Source organism: Aporhodopirellula sallentina SM41 (assembly GCF_000346505.1).
Lineage (GTDB): Bacteria > Planctomycetota > Planctomycetia > Pirellulales > Pirellulaceae > Rhodopirellula > Rhodopirellula sallentina.
Map to the genome: position 1 here is coordinate 1 of NZ_ANOH01000369.1, position 19,389 is coordinate 19,389.

A 19,389-nucleotide genomic window follows, 5' to 3' on the forward strand; every position below is an offset into this window, starting at 1 on the left:
GGTTTGTGCCTCGTGTTCCTGGTGCTGGCGTTCTTTCTCGAAGTACGTCTGGCGTTTTGGGTGGCGTTGGGGATTCCGATTTCGATCATGGGTGCGGGGGCTGCGCTCGCGTACGGTGATCAGACTCTGAACATGCTGTCCCTGTTCTCGTTTTTGATCGCACTCGGGATCGTTGTCGACGACGCGATTGTGATCGGCGAAAACATTTACGCTCACCGACAGATGGGCAAGACGTTGATGGATTCGGCGGTGGACGGTGCGACGGAGGTGTTGCCGAGTGTGACCGCATCGATCGCAACGACCGTGATCGCATTCTCGCCGATGTTCTTTGTGTCCGGTGTGATGGGCAAATTCATGGCGGTGATCCCTTTTGCGGTGATCGCAATGCTGATCATTTCGTTGTGGGAAAGCACGTTTGTTCTGCCATGTCACTTGGCTCATTCGCATGCCGGATTCTTTCGCTTTGCCGCGATTATTACCTATCCCCTGCGTCCGTTCATGCTGCTGTTGCTGTGGATCAATTCCCACGCGAGCGACGCGATGGAATGGTTTGCGGAGAATATCTACGTGCCGACGCTGCACTTCTGCTTGCGGAACCCGGTGTTGCCGATCGCGGTCGCGTTCGGAATGTTGGTCGGGACGTTTGGGATGATCCGCGGTGGTGTGGTGCAGACGGTTTTGTTTCCCAAGACGGACAACAACTACCTGCAGGCGACGGTGGTTTTTCCCAACGGAACCCCCGCCGGTGCGACCGATGCCGCGACACGGCGGATGGAAATTGCGTTGGCGGAAGTCAGCCGCGAAATCGCTGAAGAACGCGCGGCCAAGGAACGCCGTCCGATCGAAGCAATCTACACCCCGGGACAAGGAAAGTACGTCGGTCCGGTTCGATTGGCCTATCGTGAAGTCGGTGCGATCACCAACACACAGGGGCCGATGGGCGGACAAAACAACAGCGGCAGCAACGCCGGTCAGATCTTTGCGGAACTGCACGACACCGAAATACGAAACGTCCACAGTGACGAGTTAATCAACAGGTGGCGTCGCAGAGTCGGCGAGATACCGGGGATCGAAAGAATCACATTCGGAAGCGTCGGCACCGGTCCGGGTGGCAAGCCGATTGAGTTCAAATTGCTCGCCTCGAGCGAGGACATTGACGAACTGCTCGAAGCGACCGAGACGATGAAGAAACGCGTCGAAAAATTCGCCGGCGTCTATGACATCTCCGACGACAACACGCCGGGCAAGTGGGAGTTTCAATTCCGCGTCAAAGACAGCGCCCTGTCGACCGGTGTAACACCAACGGACCTCGGACAAACGGTTCGTAACACCTACTACGGTGCCGAAGTGATGCGTTTGCAACGCGGCCGGCACGAGGTGAAATTGATGGTGCGTTATCCCGAAGACGAACGTGCCTCGCTCGTGAATTTCCGCGAGATCCGCGTCAGTGACAACAGCGGAACGATGCGGCCGATCGGTGAACTCGCCGAGATTGATTTAGAGCGAGGTTTCTCGGAAATCAACCGCGTCGACCAACAACGCAGTGTCACGATCTCGGCCGACCTCGATGAAACGACCGCCAACGCCGACACGATCATTTCCGAATTGAAACGCGACTACCTGCCTGAGTTTTCTCGCATGTACCCCAACGTTTCGATCCGGTGGGAAGGTCAGCAGGAACAAAGCCGTGAATCGGTCGGCAGCCTGTTGATCGGCTTTGTGGTCGCGATCGTTTGCATGTTCGTTCTGCTCGTGCTGCAGTTCCGCAGCTACGCACAACCGTTGTTGATTTTGGCCATCGTCCCGTTCGGAATGATCGGTGCAGTTTGGGGACACGCGGTATTAGGATTACCACTGACCCTTTTCAGCATGTTCGGATTGGTCGCGTTGGCCGGGGTGGTGGTGAACGACTCGATCGTGCTGATCGACTTCATCAATTCCCGGGTCCGGGCTGGCGAACCGCCACTGCAGGCTTTGCTCGAATCGGGGCAACGTCGTTTTCGACCGATCATGTTGACGAGCTTGACAACGATCGCGGGCTTGGTTCCGCTGCTGACCGAAAAGTCATTCCAAGCCCAACTGCTGATTCCGATGGCGACTAGCCTGGCGTTCGGACTGATGGTCGCAACGGTGTTGGTGTTGCTGCTGATTCCGGTGCTGTATCTGCTTTATCTCGTCTGCCTACAGGCGTTCGGGATTTCATTTGTGGAGATTCAGGAGTAAGGCTGAATCGAGCAAACGCCGCATTTCGGCAACCGCTTCTTTCATCCCGACCATGACCGCTCGGCTGACGATGCTGTGACCGATGTTGAGTTCACACATCCCGGCGATCGCGGCGACGGGTTGAACGTTCGCGTAGGTAAGCCCATGGCCGGCGTGCAGACGCATGCCGGCCTGCGTGACTTGTTCGCCAACGGTGCGCAGTCGCTCGAGTTCCGCAGACACGTTCTCGCGAGTTGCGACCGCGTAGGGACCGGTGTGCAGTTCAACGGCGTCGACACCGAGTTTCGCGGCGGCATCGATCTGACGCGGATCGGGATCAAGGAAGAGGCTCGTTTGGATCCCCGCGTCGGTGATTCGTTGGACGGCGTCACGAATCCGTCCGCTGTCCGAGGCCACATCGAGACCGCCTTCGGTCGTCACCTCTTGGCGACTCTCGGGAACGAGCAACGCCCAATCCGGTTTCAGACGACAACAAATGTTGAGCACGTCATCGGCACACGCCAACTCAAAATTGGTACTGACCTGAACCGTTTTCATGAACAGTTCGACGTCACGGTCCTGTATGTGTCGGCGATCCTCTCGCAGGTGAAACGTGATCCCGTTGGCACCTCCCTGTTCGGCAAGGGCGGCCGCGATCACCGGATCTGGTTCGGTTGTCCGGCGAGCCTGACGTACGGTTGCGACATGATCAACATTGACACCGAGAGAGATGAAAGAGGTCATGGGAGTGATTAAGAAAGAGGCTGAAGAGTGGGGAAGATCGCTCGCCGGATCACTTCAATAAGGTTTCGACGTAGTCGAGTTCGTAGGCGATGTCTCTCGCCATGGCTTGATCACGGGTGAGCGAATCATCAATCGCCAACACCCCGGTGCGTTCGGCGTCGGGCAAAACGGACCAAGCATACGTTTCCACCTCGAGGTGGCCGGTGAATTCGAGCGGCGGCTGGTTCGCGCCGCCTTCGGTCGACGACAGCTCCTTGACCGCGTCGAGCGCGTCCGCGATCTCGTCGCGGGTCGTCTTCAGCAGCCCGAAACTCTCGAGGAACACAGGAACGTGAAAATGGATCACCCATCGTTGATCGCTCACCGGCGCGGTCGTTTGGTCGAGCAGTTCAGGCAAGTCATCCGACAACACGAATCGTCCGTCCGCGGTTCGCCGTCCCGTTTGATGCAGATAGCGGTCTTCGGCGAACGATCGCAACTGTTCTAGAACAGCCGCGTGATCGGAAGGTTCGACCGATTTCCAATCGGCGACAATCGCGCTGCTGATTTGGACCTTTCCGAGAACGATCCCCGCCTCGGCATATCGCCGCAGGGTCTCGCGTTGGTCTTCCATCATCACCGCCGAATGGCAGACATCGTGGCAAACGCCGATGTATCGTCGGTGCGTCGGGTCGGGCAGTTGTTTTTGGAACCACTCGACGAGTTGCTCGGGCGAATCGAGGAGGCAGCCCGGTTCGGGTTCGATCGCGACCACGATCCGTTTGCCGGTTCGGTTTTCGAGCATCCGCAGGTCTTCTGCGAGCCTTCGGAAGTTGGTGCCTGCGTGATGCAGTTCGTCTTCGGTGACATCGCGCCACACGGTCTCGGAGTCGGAGGATTCGACCTCGTCGACTTGCCGTGGCCAACCCAGCGGCAATGTGCTGATCGTGCCTGTCTCCTCTCCCGCGGGCAACAGCTCACCGAGAATCTTTGCGAGATCTCTCGTGTACGCGACGCGGTCATCGCTCCACCACGGCGGTTGATAGACCGCATGCTTGACACGTTCACCGTGAAAGTTGTCGTAGGGGAAGCCGTTGATCGTGTAGGCGAGGAGTTTGTTGCCGTTGATCGCGTCCACGAGCGGTGGCATGCCGTGACGACGCAGCGCGACCGACGCGACATGCGGGATCCACAGCCCGACGCCGAGTGGGCCGGTTGCTTCCTGGCGACGCTCGGCCACCTCGGCGGAAACGGATTGTAAGTTTTGACAGATCGCGTCAACTTCGATACCGGGATGGATGTTCGTGCAGTAACCCAGTGTCCAACGGGCCAGCGACCGATTTGAGGGTGAAGCAGATGGCATGGATGAATTGGTTGACGTAGAAACGGTTCCCGCCTCCGACCTGTTCGGCAGCGAGGCGTAAAGGGTAAGCTGCACAGGCTGACTTGTCGCCCCGCCGGGCATTTTTCTAACCCACGTGATTTCACATGCCTCACCTGAATGCCGAAATAATTGCCATTGGTGATGAAATGATTAGCGGCGCTCGTATCGATACCAACACGGCATGGCTGAGCCGCCGGCTCGCCGAGTTAGGCGTCGACGTTCATTTCCACAGCACGGTGGGCGATACCCTCTCGCATAATACCGACGCGTTTCGAATCGCGGTACGCCGAGCGGACATCGTCGTGGCCACCGGCGGTCTCGGCCCGACCCGTGACGACCTGACTCGTGAAGCGATTGCCGAGGCACTCGGCCGACCGCTGCAACTCGACGAGGCCTCGCTGAAACATATCGAATCGATGTTCGCGGTTCGTGGACGCGAAATGCCACAGCGGAACCGATCCCAAGCGATGTTCCCACTCGGTGCCTCGGCGATTCCCAACCCGCAGGGAACCGCACCGGGAGTCGACGCACCCTCGCCACGCGAAGACGGAACCGAGTCGCGGATTTTTGCGTTACCCGGTGTGCCCGATGAAATGAAAACCATGTTCGACGCGTCCGTCGCACCGGCAATCCTGTCGCTCAATCACGCCGGTCGTCACATCCGTCACAGCGTGATGAAATTCTTTGGTGTCGGCGAGAGCGACATGGAAGAACGACTCGGTGACATGATCGATCGAGAACGGCAACCACGAGTCGGCATCACCGTCAGCTCCGCAACGATCTCTCTGCGCATCAGCGCGATGGGCGAAACGGTCGCGCAGTGTGAAGAGATGATCGCGTCGACGCGAAAAGAGATTCTCGATCGCGTCGGTGATCTCTACTTCGGTGACGGAGAAACGTTCGAACAACAACACGCGGTGGAAGCGATCTTGCGAGAGCGAGAACAACGGTTGGTGGTAATCGAACTGGGCAACGCGGCACCGCTCGGCGACTGGCTCGCAGCGTTGGGGGATTCGCCTGTGATTGCCGGTGGACTCTCCCTCGCCAACGTCGGCGAGTTGTCACGTTTCGCCCGCGAGCCGATCCCGCCTGCATCCGATGATGCGGATGATTTTGCCGAGCGATACAACGCGTGCCTGCAAGTCGTCCGCAAACGATTCCACGCAGATTGGATCGTGATGGTCGACGCCTACCCGGACCTCACGATTCACGAGGGCTCCGTACTGCCGGCCTCACCTCTGACGATCCATGTTTGCGATCCTCAAGGGAACGTCGCATCGCAGCACAAACGAATCGGTGGCCACCCTAGCATCGTCCATCCACGGATCGCCAAAGCCGCCCTGATGTTCCTGCGAAGCGAACTGAAAGCGGCCGCAACGAAGTAGCCGGAAAAACGCTTGACGTGTCAGCGAACGCCGCGGAGGATTGGTTGTGATGTGTGGATGGGCAATCGAGGATGATTGTTCGACACGGGCTGATCGGCCCCCACCATCTTCACTCCCAACTCAGATCGCTCAATCCCGATGTCCATGCTTTTGAACGGACGTTATTCCACGACGGCGGTGGCGGACATTGGAACGTCATCAACTCGCGTTTCGTCGGGTGCTCGATCGTTAGTCGATAACTGTGAAGCGCGATCCCCGACGGCCAGTCCGATTGGCTGCCGTATTTGCGATCACCCAACAGGGGCCAACCGCGGGCAGCAAACTGAACCCGGATTTGATGCTTGCGTCCGGTCAGTGGTGCGACCGCAAAAACGTTCCACTCATCGGTCCGGTGCAACGTCTGGTACAACAACGACGCGGGTTTAGCGTCGTCGCGTTTTGTGCGGTGAGTTCGCATTCGGTGGGCACGGTCGTCTTTGTAGACGAAATCATCCAACCGACCACCCTCGTCGAGCGGCGCGGCGGGATTGGGTTCCGGGCGAGCCACCGCGAGGTAAGTCTTTCGAATTTGCTTGACCGCCGGATGCTGTTGCCGGCTCTCGGATTCGAGTGACTTGGCGTGTTGGGCGAACTGCGTGTTCAGCCGAGCGGCCGCCTTGCTGGTCCGAGCTAACACGATCACACCGGACGTGAATGAGTCCAACCGGCTGACGATTCCCACGTAGACGCCGTGCGGCTTCTGATACTTTTCCTTCAGGTAGGCCGCCGCGACCGAGTGCAGCGTCGTGCGCCCGGCATCCCCCATCGTGGCGAGCCCCGCCGGTTTGTTGACCACGAGCAAATGATTGTCTTCGTAGATCACATCCAATGCCGCAACTGAGGTGGGCGGTTTCCTACGCGCGGGGGCCATCGATGTCGTTTCCGTTGCTTGAAACGCTGTCAAGTTCGTCGTGGGGGGGATCGTCGCCGTCCGGTTCAGAAGCATCACCGATCAGTTGAAAACGGCTGCTGTGAATCCACCGTTCCCAGATCCGAGCTTTGCGGAGATTCAGATCGTCGGCGGAGACTTCATGCCGTTTGCCACGACGCGTGCGGAGCACCAACGTTCCATTGTCCCCGACCGAATCGATGATCCAGTACTTTTCGACCGTGTACCGGTAGAGGTTGCCCTTTGACGCCGCGTGAACGTTTTCGGCGCGCGGCCCGGGACTCGTGCTGCTCTTTTGCTTCGTGTAAATCACCCAATCGCCCGGCTTGTAGTTGAATTTGGATGACATGCGGGGACCTGGAGAGCGAAGCGGGGAGCGTGAGTTGTACCTTGGACGAGGGGAGTTTGCTACCGAGCCAATTTGTCGCAGCGTGATTCGGGGATTAGATTAGTATGTCTCCTGCAGCTTTCCGACTCCCCTCTCCCTCACCGCTTTTTCCTCATGCTCTATTTCATCTGCTGGGTCGTGTTCTTGGTCGGCGTCATCCTTTCTGTTGTCGTCGCGCACGTGATGAGCAACCGCGGCAACAAGGCCAATGTCGCTCCGGCAGCGGATGACGAAATGATGCTCAGCGAGGAGATGCCCGACGACGAAGGAGCGATCGAAGACCCGCAGGCGTTCGAGGAAGTCGCCGAGTTCGGAAGCGACGCAGTCGAGCAGGTAGACGATTTTGAGGCGTTCGAAGAAGAGTTCAAGTAACCCGCAAACCACTCACTAGCATTCCACTGCAGCGTGGCTTTCGGGTGGAATCGTAGTGGATGACGCAAGGAATCCCCTTGCGTTTCTAGCGCATCAAGGACTCGTCGCCTCGTCCACTACCCGAAAATCAAGTTGACATGAAGGACTAGGCCACCTGCCAAACCAACGGCAGGCTATTTGTCGTCACGCCACGTCGGACGTTTGCGACGGGCGCGTGGATGGTGGAAAACGATCTCGTAAGGCGAATCGCTCGCTTTCAATTTCCTGCCCGCTGGCCGTTCGGTCGGCCGGACCACTTTCGCACGCAGCTTTTTCGTCTTCTCGTAATGCTCGTCGTCGAGTTCGAATTCGACGTACATCAGAGGCTGCGGCAACACTCGCGGGTCCGCTTCCCACGCCATCTTGTGAAAGAATACGTCCTCGCGGAAATCCTCGGCTTGGATGAAACCGAATTCGTTGTCGTCACGAACGTACTTGATTTCGCCGAGCCGCTTCTTTTGGATTCGAAACGGCTTGTCCAACTCGTCGTCACCGCCGCGTTGCTGTTTCGAGGTAAAACCAGAGAGCGGACGATCGGACACGTGAGACTTTGTGCAAATGAGTGGACAGCGGGAAATCGACGTCGATCTTAGTTCAGTTGGTGGGCGTCGGCAACGTGCGGAACGCCTAACCAACGCGAAACGCTGCTTGCGGTCGCCGAACGGATGAGTTTTGGCCATAGCCATTCGTCAGCCGTCGACAGGATATCGGCGGTGGCGGGGATCCGGTGCCACACCCCAGCGGCGATCTCTTCGCAGAGCTGCTCCTGCGTCCACCCCAAGTGGCCGATGATCAGCCGATAAGGAATCGGTTGTCCAGATTGTATCAATGCCTCGAGATGATCCCGATGCGCGGCGACGTAGATGCCTTCACCCGCCTCGGCTTCACCGAATTCACGCGATCCGTGAACAGCCACAATCGGCCCCGACAATGGCCCACCGAAGTGCAGCGCTTTGCCGACGAGCAGTTTGTCCGCGTCGGTTTCCTCGCCCGAACCGATCAGGGCAAGGTGTGCCTGCGCCGGGATATTTCCGTCCGCTGGTGTTTGATCATGTGCATCGGTTGATTCGGCATCGGTAGGTTCGACATCGTAGGCATCAACCGTCTCCTCACCATCGACCTGTGCGCCCCCAACCTGTTCGCCCCCTTCGCCAAAGACACCGGCGAGCCGGTTTGACGCAGCCTCGCTAATGGGCGTCATACCGCTATGGGGCTCCGGCGCACCCATCGCGGGACCGGCGACCGCGGAGGGATCGTCGACGCCAACGGGAATCGCGAGCTGCAGTGGACGATTCAGCATCAATCCGATCGCTGTTTGATCATCCTCGTAAACGAGCAAGCACACGCCACGATTCAAGATTGTGCCATCGACATTGGTGGACGCCACCAAAAGATCGCCCACTTGAGAATTTCGCATTACAACTTTCCAAATTGAGACGCGGTTGACGAGATACGTTGTTCTAAAGAAACCGCGGAAACACACACTGGCGTCACCGGCTGTCTTCGTTTGCACATCACCGATGGATCGCCGAACAGTACGCCCACAGGCGTTGGGAGGCATGCCACCTTGGCAGACTGACGAGAACCCATTCCTATATGGCAAGCGGCGCGCCAAACCCGCTTTATTTCAGCCTGAAAGGGCTTTCCCCCTTCAATGTGCATAGCGATGAATTCAAATTCAGGAGACGTTTCAAACTCGCGAACCGACGCAACGCCGGGCTCCCCCGACACCAATGTGACAGCGCCGGTCGGCCGCGTGGATCAAATGCGGCGTAACTACACACTCGGTGGCCTCTTAGAGAAAGACGTTGCCTCGGACCCGTTGGTTCAGTTTCACCACTGGTTCAATGAGGCCGCAGGGCATCGAGCCACCTTCGACACCGACGCTCAGGCGGGTGATGCCGACGAAGGATCGCCCTCAGGAATCCCCGAGTGGTTCGAACCCAACGCAATGACCTTGTCCACCTCTACCCCGGAAGGTCATGTGTCCAGCCGGATCGTCTTGCTCAAAGGCGTCGAAGAAGAACAGTTCGTGTTCTTTACCAATTACGACTCGGTCAAAAGCCAACAGATCGACGTCAACCCGATGGTAAGCCTGTGCTTCTTTTGGCCGCACCTGCAGCGTCAAGTGATGATCTCGGGACGTGCCGAGCGAATCGCGAGAGAACGCTCGGAACGCTATTTTCATTCGCGGCCGAGAGCCAGCCAACTCGGCGCTCACGCGAGCACACAATCATCGGTGATCGAGTCCCGTGAGGTACTGGAGGCTCGATTCGAGAAGCTCGCTGAACAGTTCCCAGACGAAACCACGATCCCCCTTCCCGACAACTGGGGAGGCTTCGCCGTGACACCAACCGAAATGGAGTTCTGGCAAGGCAGGACCAGTCGCTTGCACGACCGAATCGTCTACCGACGCGACCTGGACCAACCACCGGGAACCCCATGGAAGATCGAACGATTGTCCCCCTAGCGATCCGGAGCAGCGAAATCTCTGTGTAGCGAAATCCCTGGGTAGCGAAACTCGCCAAGAGTTTCGATAGGCCTCTTGCATCACAGAGAGTCTTGGCGGGTTGCTGATTCAATCGTTTAACGGCAATACCGTTCAATGAAGCACCGGGTTGTGGCGTTTTCGTTTAACCGGTAGCCGTAGGCGACGCTTGACGGAACACAACCTACCCTTGGGGCACGGGTTAAACGAAAATTGAACGGTATTGCGTTTAACGGGCAGCCGTAGGCGACCTACTTGCCACTGCACGTCGCCTACGGCTACCGGTTAAACGAAAACAGGTTGACTCTTGATTAAAGCGACAAACCGGCGAGCGAGTGGTCGCCCGTGATCCCTTGCTTGCGCGGCGGGCTAGTAAATCAACATCCTGTTGGCGACTTTCGCAACGGCCTCAACTCTCATGTTTGGCTGTAGCAATCCACTACCGGAAGTCTTCGATGAGTTTGGCGGGCATGAACCGGTCGCCCATAAGCTCTTGGAAGTAACGGATCGTCTCTCCGCCGTTGCTCTTCCGGTCGCGTGCTTCAATCCCCATCGCTTCGAGCATTTTCTTTGCTTCCTGTTGATCGTCAACGAGAAGGAAATACTCGTTCTCCGAGATAATATTTCCATCGCCATCCTGCAGTTGCATCTCAACGTAGAACTTATCTCCACGTTTTCCGGGAACGGGTACCTTCACCGCGGCGAATGATTTCGCGCTGTCGGCACCAACGTCTCCGATCCGCCGAGTCGTCTGGTGGAACTCGCGATTTTGGTCATCGAGGAAGCGGACCGACACGGTGCAATTGGGGTAGTCTTCGAAGAGATCGTTAACCACCCAAATCTGCCCCTCGAACGTTTCACCGGGATTCCACCTTCGCTTGTCGTATTGCATCGAAACCAGAACCGGTTGGAAAGTTCGTTTGACATACTCAAACGATTTTTTCGGCTGCAGATAGAAGTCGACGATCGCCCATTTCATGTCGGGCGTGTGCAGCATCAAGTGGCAAAACGATACGCCGCTGTTCTTCGGTTTCATCCGGCGGAAGTGTTCTCCGGAATACTGGAAGTACACACCTTGGGCGATCTGAGTTGCCTCAACAAACTGATCAAAACCTTCGGTCAGTTGGTCACCGAAGACTTCGTAGTTATGGATGCGAAGGATATCGAGATCGGCCCAGTGATAACCCCAACTCGGCCCGGGCGGCCAAACTTCTTTCTCCGGGATGAACTTGCGAATACTCTCAGGGCTCGGGCACGACGTGATCGCCAATTCCGGAACAAACGCGTATTCAAGGCTGCTGTAGTATTCCTCGAGCATCACCAACCCCGCGCCATAGTGCGGTGCGTGAGCGTGGATGGAATCGCGCGGCTTGAATTCCTTCTGCACATTCGGCCAACTCAACGGACACGTTGGGATCCACTGGACGGAGTGGTACGGCGCCACGGCACGTTCGAGTTCCGTAATCAGTTGCAAAAAGAAATCCGAATCGTCGTCCGAGTTGGTGTAGAGAATCTCTTCACCACCGCTAAGAAAAATCACGCACGGGTTGTTGCGGATCTGCTTAACGATATCGATGCTTTCGTCAAAGATTTTTTGAATCGTTTCACGATCACGTGGGTAGAGATAGTGACTCAGGCTGAAGTCCTGCCAAACCGTAATACCTGCCTCATCACATAGCCGGTAAAACAACTCCGTCTCCGGCGGATGCCAACAAAAGATACGCAAGTTGTTAATGTTGGCCTCTTTGGCCAAACGAATGTATTCGCGATACATCGACTCAGTCGCTCGGCCGGTGAACATGTCCGGCGGGCCGCCCCAACACGCACTCCGCATGTAGTGACGGTTCCCATTGAGCATCACGGTCCACGGAAACTCCACTTCCTCGGGTGTCCATCCCGGGTTCATTTCCATCTGCAAATCGCGGATCGCAAACGACTGAGTCTCGCGGTCTTGAAACGATGAGCCATCATGAACGGTGACTTCCGCACGATACAGATTTTGATCACCGAGATCCCAGGTTGTCCAAAGTTGGGCATCCTCGACACGCAGTGGAATCGTGAAAACGTTTTCCCCCGGTTCGGCGTCTCGCACAATTAATGTTGTGACTGGGCTAGACGAAAAATTGTCCCCTTGAACCGACATGTCGAACGTCAATTCGCGGGTTCGATAAGAATCGTTTCGCACGGTCACCTGCACATTCACATCGGCCGCATCACCGGATTGCAAATCGGACGTGACGTAGATGTCTTCGATCGTGACCGGGCCGGTCGCCTCCAATCGAACCGGACGCCAGATCCCAAACGGTGTGACGTTGTTTCCATAATCACCATGCCATCGATACTTGCGTCCGCAAACAAGAGCAAACGTTCGCGGCGGAGGCGGCAACCTGATCGCGAGCAGATTGTTTTCCGTTCGGTCACGTTTGCTGTTGTAGTTCACGAGTTCCGACACATCAAAATCGAACCGCGAGTAGGCCCCCTCGTGCGAACCGAGCGATTCGCCGTTGAGCCAAACGTCGCACTCATAGTCGATTCCATCGAACATCAAACGAATTTGTTTGCCCTTCATTTCCGGTGGAACCTTGAAGGTCTTGAAGTACCACCATTCGTAGTCCATCACCCATTTGGCCCGTTGCCCGTTTCGACCCACGTGCGGATCGTCAATCCGGCCGACTCGCCACAAATCCGTGTAGACATCGCCGGGGACGTTCGCCGGACCGCAATCTGGATGCAGTTTATGAAAGAGTTTCTTTTCGCCTTCGCCTGGCAGAACGCCCTCCATCTCCCACGCTCCCGACAGATCCAAGACGATCTTGTCCGCGTCAGAATTCTGTTCGTCCGCGCTATCCTCGGCATGCACGCGCCCCACACACGCAACTCCCCCAAACACGATCAACGCCGCGAGAGAGATTGCGTTCACACATTTGTTGTTCATCAGGTCACCTTCACTTCGTTGGGGGACGTGGCTCATCTGAAAACGGCAACTCAAGTGACGCTTCCGTTTCGATCAACTCTCAGCGTTGAAACAAGATGCCGTCAGCGGGAGACAGGGTGTACGGATTCTCAATCGCGCGGCTCTCTTCTCACGCCTCGCGACCTTCGAGTTTCCGCGAGCTGATTTCGAGTCGGAACGTTTGACCCAAACAGGAATCTGCACTCGGAAATCGACCTTCCCAAACGATACCTGGATCGCATTGTTCGGCAATGCAAATCAACCTAAAAGCTGGCCTAGCGATTCGAAATGCCGCACTACCGAAGCCCGCGCTGGCGATACATGGTTTGTTTGAAGAGCGATGCAGGTCTATGGATGTCATGAACAACCGGGCCGATGTTGATGCGGTTGGCCGCTACTCAAAACAAAACGCCGGCGGAAGGTACATTTTGCCGCTCGCCGCGTTCTTCCAATCCGCTACGATGCATCTTCTCTACAGACCTCTCATCGACAAAGTTGGGGACGCGGCACGCGACGTATTCAGGCTCGACAGAACGGCGGTCAATCGAGCAAGCGAGAACGTGGCAAACGAAAGCGAGCGTCCCCGATTGGCGAGACAACCCACAGGACACACTTATGCTCCGCATCATCACAGCATCTGTCTCGATCGTCTGCTTGACCGCTTTGGCGAGCCACGCGGAAGTCATCGACATGCCGCGAAATCTCGACCAGGAACGTGACCGCAACGTTCCGATCGCGTTCCATCTTCCCGACCAGACCGATGCCCGACCTTTGGTCTTGGTGTCTCACGGCGGTGCGGGCAGTCGTCACGGCATGTACGCACTCGCATCGCAGATCGCGACCCGTGGTTACGTGGTTGCTTGTTTGGAACACGTGACCAGCAACACCGACAACATTCGTCAACGGATGCGAACCAAGCGACTCGGTTTTCGCGACGCGTTGCTCGATAGCGCCGAGGACATGGTGCCGAGGAAACAACGCCCGTTGGACGTTCGATTCGCAATCGATTTGGCCGAACGACTCAACCGCGATGACTCGCGATTTCGTGACCGCATGGACTTGTCTCAAATCGCCATCGTCGGTCACTCCTACGGTGCTTACACCGCGATGACTTGCTGCGGCGTCAAACCGGTCAAAATCAAGCAGGACTTAACCGAACCCAGGATCAAACTGGCGATCGCATTAAGCCCTCAAAGCGCCAACGGCAACTTCTTTCAACGCAGTAGTTTCTCCGACGTCACGCAGCCGTTTGTGGGAATCTCCGGAACGCGAGACATTTCAGGTGAAGGGCACAAAGACTTCTTCCGACTGATGCCGAAAGGTGACAAGCATTTGATTTGGTTCACCAACGCGAACCACTTTAGTTTCTCGGATCCGAGCGGTGGCCCGAGACGGCTTCCCAACCCAGACACCGATGTTACAGGCGCGCTCCAGACGATCGTACCGAGCATCCTCGACTTCTACCTTCTCGGCGAAGGGAAACTCGACGAAGAGAACCGCCGAGATCTCATCAAGCAAAGCCTCGGCGGAAAAGTCCGTCGCATTGACTGGCACGTCAATTAGATCCGATCGAGGCCCGGTTGGTTTCCCTCCACATGCAGGAGGTCGTGCGGTTTATCGAGGACGCGTTTTAGCGGGTTTCAGCATTTGAGAACCTCTCCCGAAACGAAGTTTTGGGGGGAGGTCGAGCGTCGCTGTTCAGGCGTACGCGAAGGAGGGGCCGAGCATGGGAAGTGGCGCGGATTGCCCTCCCCCGAAAAGCTCGCTGATCGCTCGCTTTCCGCCCCCTCCCGCTGTGGATGCTGATTGATTAAAGGCAGCATTTGGTAGTGGACGAGGCGACGAGTCCCTTGCGTGGGGAAGGACTCGTCGGCTCGTCCACTACGGTTCAGGTCTCGGGCCAAGGACGCCTCGAAGAACGTCAGTAATAAAATCGACTTCCCGCGCGAGCGGGTTTCTCAAGGCGTTGCTGGCACAGCACCTAAAAACTGCACAACCTCGCAGGATGGAGGGCTCCTAAGAACCGATCCGAACGGCTCGATAAATTCGCCGGTGAGAGTTTGCCCTGGTTACCCATGAAAACCGCGGCTAACGCCGATCGGCTGATGAGTGTGGATTCCACAACATCCACGTGCGCTATCGCCGGGGTCTGTTTCCTGGTCGATTTGCGGGGCCTGTTGGCAACTCATCGCCTCTCAGTTTTCCATCGTTGTTCTTATCGAGCCGGTCGAAGTGGTGACCGGGTCCGTCGAACTCTTGTTTTGAAAGCGCCCCATCGCCGTCCCGGTCGAGTCGCCCGAGGAGCGGATTTGCTAGGATCATGCCGGCCCCCGGCTTTCCGACCATCGATTCGCGTTTGGGTGGCGGTCCTTGACGGACTGTGATGGGGTTTCCACCACGAACCGCTCGCACATAGTTGAAGATGCGAATCTCGTCCGCTTGCGGGCCGAGCCCATCGGGCCAGCGACCGGGGTCGCCTTCTTTGGGATCGCTGCGAACGGCCCCGGCACCGTGAGCGTTGATTTGCTTCCCTCGGATCTTTCGGGCTGATAAAGCCTGACCGAAGCAGACGTAATAGGCTCCCCCGGTTTCGATATGAGTCGTGCTCGACCAGAACCAACTTTCGGTTGTTGTCAGTTGGAACAGTGGATCAATGGCCGCACCACGATTGGCGGAAACAGTGGCGTCGGGTGCCCTGCTGTAGTCGACAAGGGACTGGAGTTCCTTCACGTTCGGAAGACGCCAATCATCCTTGCCCCCCAGCACGAGTCCTTCGGCATAGGCAAGAGCCCCCTTCCAGTCCATTGGCTGACCACTGTCCATCGTCTGCCACATCAATCCGGTGGCGTGATCGGCGATCGTCCCATCCCCGTTGTCTTGAAAACGGTTCTTTCCATAGTTGGGATTTCCACGAACGCATCGCAGGTATCTGGTGGCCTTCAGTGGATAACTCTTGATACGTCCGTCGGCAAAATTGAATCCGAAGGCGCTTCGATCACGCCCCATGGTGATCCCCACACACCGGTTTGACGAAGCGTACTGAGCATCCATATCTCGGCTTCCTGGTCGGCCGGTTTCTCCTTGGGTGGTATTGGGGTACACGAAGGAGAAAACCGTGGTGTCGATATAGGGCGTGCGGGAGTGCATGTTGCCACAAAAGTCGGCAATGCTGAAAAGCTCCTTGATCGTGGGGACACGCCAATCATGGTGACCTCCCGTCGTGAGTTGCTTCGCTCGCACTTCCGCTTGATCTTGGGTGACCTTCGTAAAGTCGGGCGTTTTCTCCCACATCAGACCGGTGATCAAATCACTGACCGTACCGTCACCATTATCGCGGTAACTGGGTGCGTTCGTGCTGTACTGCGCGTCTTGACCGTGATAGGGCTCACCTGCTGAGGGGAACATGATCTCATTCCTGTTCCCATAACAACGTTGTTGGCCGGTATCTGGGACCGGGGCAGGAACACTTTCGGTCGCCCGCAACATCGCCGGATCACTCGTGATCAGCAGGGTCATGATGATGAATGCAAGACGCTTCCAGCGGGACATGTTTTTTTCTCTATGTTGGAATCAGCAACTCAGGACTTTCGAATCGAGCGTAGCTTTTACTCGATCGCGATACACGTTCTCAGCGAGCCCGACGTCCACGACCGTTCATCGGATCAACTTCCCCCCAGTAGCCGCCAATGATATGAGGGAACTGCCCGGGGGTCACATGATAATGCGGGCCACGTTCGTCGTCCGTGTGCAAGTTGAAGTCGTTGAGCGGGTTTTGCGTATCGTCTTTCGCCAACAATCCGTCGGCCTCGTATGGCCCGTACACCGGAATACCGTCGAAGGCGAAACCGATCACCGACGAGTGCATTTTGCCTTCGTCACTCCATGGCGTTTTGACGCATATCGGGTACTTATGATAGTGGTACGCACTCTGTGGGCTCGGGTGACCACAGCAGCGGTCCAGTCGCCACACCGCATCGGTTTCAAAAATATGATCGAACGGATTGAAGAAGATCACGCCGTTGGTCGCGACACCGATCGGTCCCATCGGCAACGCTCCGTTGGAGTTCTTGGCATCCATTGCGATCGGATCGGCCGCCAACTTGGGATACTTGGGTAGATACCAGGTGTTCGCCTTCTCCTGAATGTACGAAGGGTTGCCGTCGAGCATTCGCCATTTATCGGGGAACGTCGCGGTTGGGTGATTCGGTAAATTGCGGCTACGCATGACGATGTGATCGTCGGTGACCTGGATGACGACCGCGTAAGGTTTGTACTCATCCTTCTCGACCAAATCACCTGCGAAGTCTTTGTAGCCGGCTCGCAACCAAGAAGACATGTTGCCCGCAAACGGTGCCTCAAAGCGAGCGGACTTGTAGAGCAATTGATCGGAGTTCGTATAGTCAAACTGCTTGGGAACTTCTTTGCTGCCGCCTTGAGGGTCGTAGTACCAACGACCGCCGAGTGCGACCAACGATTCGGCATCGGGCTGTGGGAATTGTCTCGGAGCGGTCGGCGGTTGATAGTCCGCAGGAGCCGCGATCGGCCTCAGACTGATCGTCTGAACCCAAAACTCTGACTTCTTGCCTCGCCCTGTGCCGTCGTTGAAACCGACACTCAGTTTGACCATGTCGACTTCGGCGAACGGCGTGCGAAAATCCATCGCATACGTTCGCCAAGTGGCATGGCCAAGACTTGCGTTGGTCGACTCGTCTCGAAAGTCTCGTCGCTCTCGCTCAACTTGCGGATAGATCCGTGATTTTATCGAGTCCAACGAATCAGTGCCCGCTTTCTGAAAGAACTCGACCATCAAATACAAGTTATCGTTGTTGACCTCGAATCCGTCTTGAGCCATGGCGGTGATGTCGAATCGGTACCAGCGAGAATCCGGTGCCACGTCCGTACGGTAGATCGATGCTTCACCGGCCAGTTCGCCATCGCCGTTTCGGTCCTCGCCGGACAGCAGCCGAATACCGCGACCGTTGGATTCGACCAGCCGATCACCGAGAACGCTGAAGTCGACATCACCGTGCAGTTCCGCGTTGGACAACGAAGCCCCCTCTTGGATGTCGACGTCGGTGGTCACAAGCTTTGCCGGCTGAGCATCAACTTGGCTTTCGAACGGTTGGTCGGCCGCCACTCGTTTCTTGAAAGTATTCAGTTCGCCTGCCAATTGTTTGACGATCGCGTTTCGCTGCGAACTCAGGTCGTGTTGCTCGGTCGGGTCGCTGATGATGTCATAGAGTTCCAATTCGCCGTTGTCGGATTGAATGAGTTTCCATTGGTCTCGGTAAATCGCATAGTCTGCTTCGGCAATCACCATCGTTCGATTGATAGTGTCGCCTCCCACAAGGCTGTCCCAGAGATCAACGCCATCGAGAGGACGGCCGTCTTTCAACGCGACCCCCGTCGCACCGGCGAGCGTCGGCAACAGATCGTGAATCGCCATGAACTGCTCTGACTTCGTGCCGGGCTTGGTAACGCCTAGCGTTTTGACAATACAAGGGACTCGAATGCCGCCCTCGTTGACTTGACGTTTCTGTCCTCGCAGCGGTGCGTTCGATCCCATCCGCGCGGCTCCGTTGTCGGACGCGAACACGACAATGGTTTCATTGCTGATGCCTTGCTGATCAATTGCCGCAAGGATTCGTCCGATTCCTTGGTCCAACGAGTCCACCATCGCCGCGTAGGTCGCGTGTTGCCGACTGAGGTGGCTGTATTTCGCTTCGAGATGCTGCGGTGCCTGAAACGGAGTGTGCGGTGCGTTGAAGGAGACCACCATGCACAGCGGTTGACGTTTATCGCGTTTCGCAAGAACCTTGATCGCTTCGTTGGCCAGCAGGTCGGTTGCATATCCTTCCTCATGAACCGGCGTGCCGTTTCGCTGCCAGTCCAGGTTGCCCCGGTTGTCGGTGTGCTTGTAGTAGTCGACCGAGGCTTCGAGGAATCCGTAGAAGTGGTCGAATCCGCGGCGAACCGGGTTCCGCGTCATGTCGGTAGAGTGACTCAGGTGCCACTTCCCGATCAGTGCCGTTTGGTATCCCGCTTCCTGGAAGTCGGCGACCAACAAACGTTCGCTCAGCGGCAAACCTTCGTCGCGAGGTCGGACAGGTCCTTCAATCCCGTATCGATGAGGAAACCGTCCCGTCAGCATCGCCGCGCGAGCGGGACTGCAGGCCGGGTAGGCATAGAACCGCTGTAGCTGCACACCTTCGCGAGCGAGCCGGTTGATGTTCGGTGTTTCAGCAACGCCTCCGTGGAAACCGACGTCTCCCCAGCCTAAATCGTCCGCGAGAAGAATGACGATGTTTGGACGTGCGGGCGTGGCGGGTTTCGCGTGCAGGACCGTCGCCGCGCCACCGGATAGCAAGAAAATGAAAGCTGCCACCGCGACCAAACGGGTGATCCGGGATTCAATAAGGCGTCGAATCGTTTTCATGCGGGAGTTTCACTGATAGATTGATGATTCGGAAAGGTCTCACGCACTGAAACCCGCTCAAACCCAGCGATCTACAGCTAATTCACAAAGT

14 protein-coding genes are annotated in these 19,389 nt (G+C 56.9%); 5 read left to right on the forward strand and 9 right to left on the reverse strand.

The window, feature by feature from the left end:
* On the forward strand, positions 1 to 2,223 hold a 2,223-nt coding region (locus RSSM_RS24280), incomplete at its 5' end, for an efflux RND transporter permease subunit (RefSeq protein ID WP_044303530.1).
* Here the strand turns inward: RSSM_RS24280 and RSSM_RS24285 are convergent.
* Both RSSM_RS24285 and eboE read right to left on the reverse strand, forming a co-directional pair.
* A complete protein-coding gene (locus RSSM_RS24285) occupies positions 2,200 to 2,946 on the reverse strand; it encodes a pyridoxine 5'-phosphate synthase (protein WP_008685845.1) in 747 nt (248 codons plus the stop codon). The two genes, RSSM_RS24280 and RSSM_RS24285, sit on opposite strands and share 24 nt — an antisense overlap.
* A gap of 49 nt (positions 2,947 to 2,995) precedes the next feature.
* On the reverse strand, positions 2,996 to 4,288 hold the full coding sequence (gene eboE, locus RSSM_RS24290; protein WP_008685848.1) for a metabolite traffic protein EboE: 1,293 nt from the start codon (positions 4,286 to 4,288) through the stop codon (positions 2,996 to 2,998).
* A 125-nt stretch (positions 4,289 to 4,413) separates the two neighbouring features.
* Between eboE and RSSM_RS24295 the strand changes: the two genes are divergently transcribed.
* Positions 4,414 to 5,694 carry a competence/damage-inducible protein A gene (locus tag RSSM_RS24295; protein ID WP_008685850.1) on the forward strand — a complete coding sequence of 427 codons (1,281 nt, stop codon included), beginning with the start codon at positions 4,414 to 4,416 and terminating at the stop codon, positions 5,692 to 5,694.
* Between the two features lie 109 nt (positions 5,695 to 5,803).
* Here the strand turns inward: RSSM_RS24295 and RSSM_RS24300 are convergent, their stop codons facing one another.
* Together RSSM_RS24300 and RSSM_RS24305 are read right to left on the reverse strand one after the other, a co-directional pair.
* Positions 5,804 to 6,604, reverse strand: coding sequence for an RluA family pseudouridine synthase (locus tag RSSM_RS24300; protein ID WP_044303531.1), 801 nt, complete (start codon positions 6,602 to 6,604; stop codon positions 5,804 to 5,806).
* Complete coding sequence (locus RSSM_RS24305; protein ID WP_008685855.1) at positions 6,588 to 6,971, reverse strand: hypothetical protein; 384 nt, start codon at positions 6,969 to 6,971, stop codon at positions 6,588 to 6,590. Before RSSM_RS24305 ends, RSSM_RS24300 begins: the two co-directional genes overlap by 17 nt.
* 153 nt (positions 6,972 to 7,124) lie before the next feature.
* Between RSSM_RS24305 and RSSM_RS24310 the strand changes: the two genes are divergently transcribed.
* Positions 7,125 to 7,382, forward strand: a complete 258-nt coding sequence (locus RSSM_RS24310) for a hypothetical protein (RefSeq protein ID WP_008685856.1) — start codon at positions 7,125 to 7,127, stop codon at positions 7,380 to 7,382.
* Positions 7,383 to 7,555: 173 nt separating this feature from the next.
* On the opposite strand, the gene RSSM_RS24315 is transcribed toward RSSM_RS24310, so the two are convergent.
* Both RSSM_RS24315 and RSSM_RS24320 read right to left on the reverse strand, forming a co-directional pair.
* Entirely contained in the window at positions 7,556 to 7,963 is a 408-nt protein-coding gene (locus RSSM_RS24315) for a cold shock domain-containing protein (RefSeq protein WP_008685858.1), read from the reverse strand.
* 47 nt (positions 7,964 to 8,010) lie between these two features.
* The gene (locus RSSM_RS24320; protein ID WP_044303532.1) at positions 8,011 to 8,838 is read right to left on the reverse strand and encodes a YqgE/AlgH family protein; all 828 of its coding nucleotides are present in this window, start codon (positions 8,836 to 8,838) and stop codon (positions 8,011 to 8,013) included.
* A gap of 249 nt (positions 8,839 to 9,087) precedes the next feature.
* Here RSSM_RS24320 and pdxH point away from each other — a divergent pair, with 249 nt between their 5' ends.
* Complete coding sequence (pdxH, locus tag RSSM_RS24325; protein WP_008685862.1) at positions 9,088 to 9,891, forward strand: pyridoxamine 5'-phosphate oxidase; 804 nt, start codon at positions 9,088 to 9,090, stop codon at positions 9,889 to 9,891.
* A 457-nt stretch (positions 9,892 to 10,348) separates the two neighbouring features.
* Here pdxH and RSSM_RS24330 read toward each other — a convergent pair whose 3' ends face one another.
* A complete protein-coding gene (locus tag RSSM_RS24330; RefSeq protein ID WP_008685864.1) occupies positions 10,349 to 12,880 on the reverse strand; it encodes a glycosyl hydrolase 2 galactose-binding domain-containing protein in 2,532 nt (843 codons plus the stop codon).
* 597 nt (positions 12,881 to 13,477) lie between these two features.
* Between RSSM_RS24330 and RSSM_RS24340 the strand changes: the two genes are divergently transcribed.
* Positions 13,478 to 14,425, forward strand: coding sequence for an alpha/beta hydrolase family protein (locus RSSM_RS24340; protein WP_044303534.1), 948 nt, complete (start codon positions 13,478 to 13,480; stop codon positions 14,423 to 14,425).
* A 573-nt stretch (positions 14,426 to 14,998) separates the two neighbouring features.
* Here the strand turns inward: RSSM_RS24340 and RSSM_RS24345 are convergent.
* Complete coding sequence (locus RSSM_RS24345; protein ID WP_008685870.1) at positions 14,999 to 16,411, reverse strand: Lcl C-terminal domain-containing protein; 1,413 nt, start codon at positions 16,409 to 16,411, stop codon at positions 14,999 to 15,001.
* 79 nt (positions 16,412 to 16,490) lie between these two features.
* The gene (locus RSSM_RS24350) at positions 16,491 to 19,298 is read right to left on the reverse strand and encodes a sulfatase-like hydrolase/transferase (protein WP_008685872.1); all 2,808 of its coding nucleotides are present in this window, start codon (positions 19,296 to 19,298) and stop codon (positions 16,491 to 16,493) included.
* Between the last annotated feature and the right edge of the window lie 91 nt (positions 19,299 to 19,389).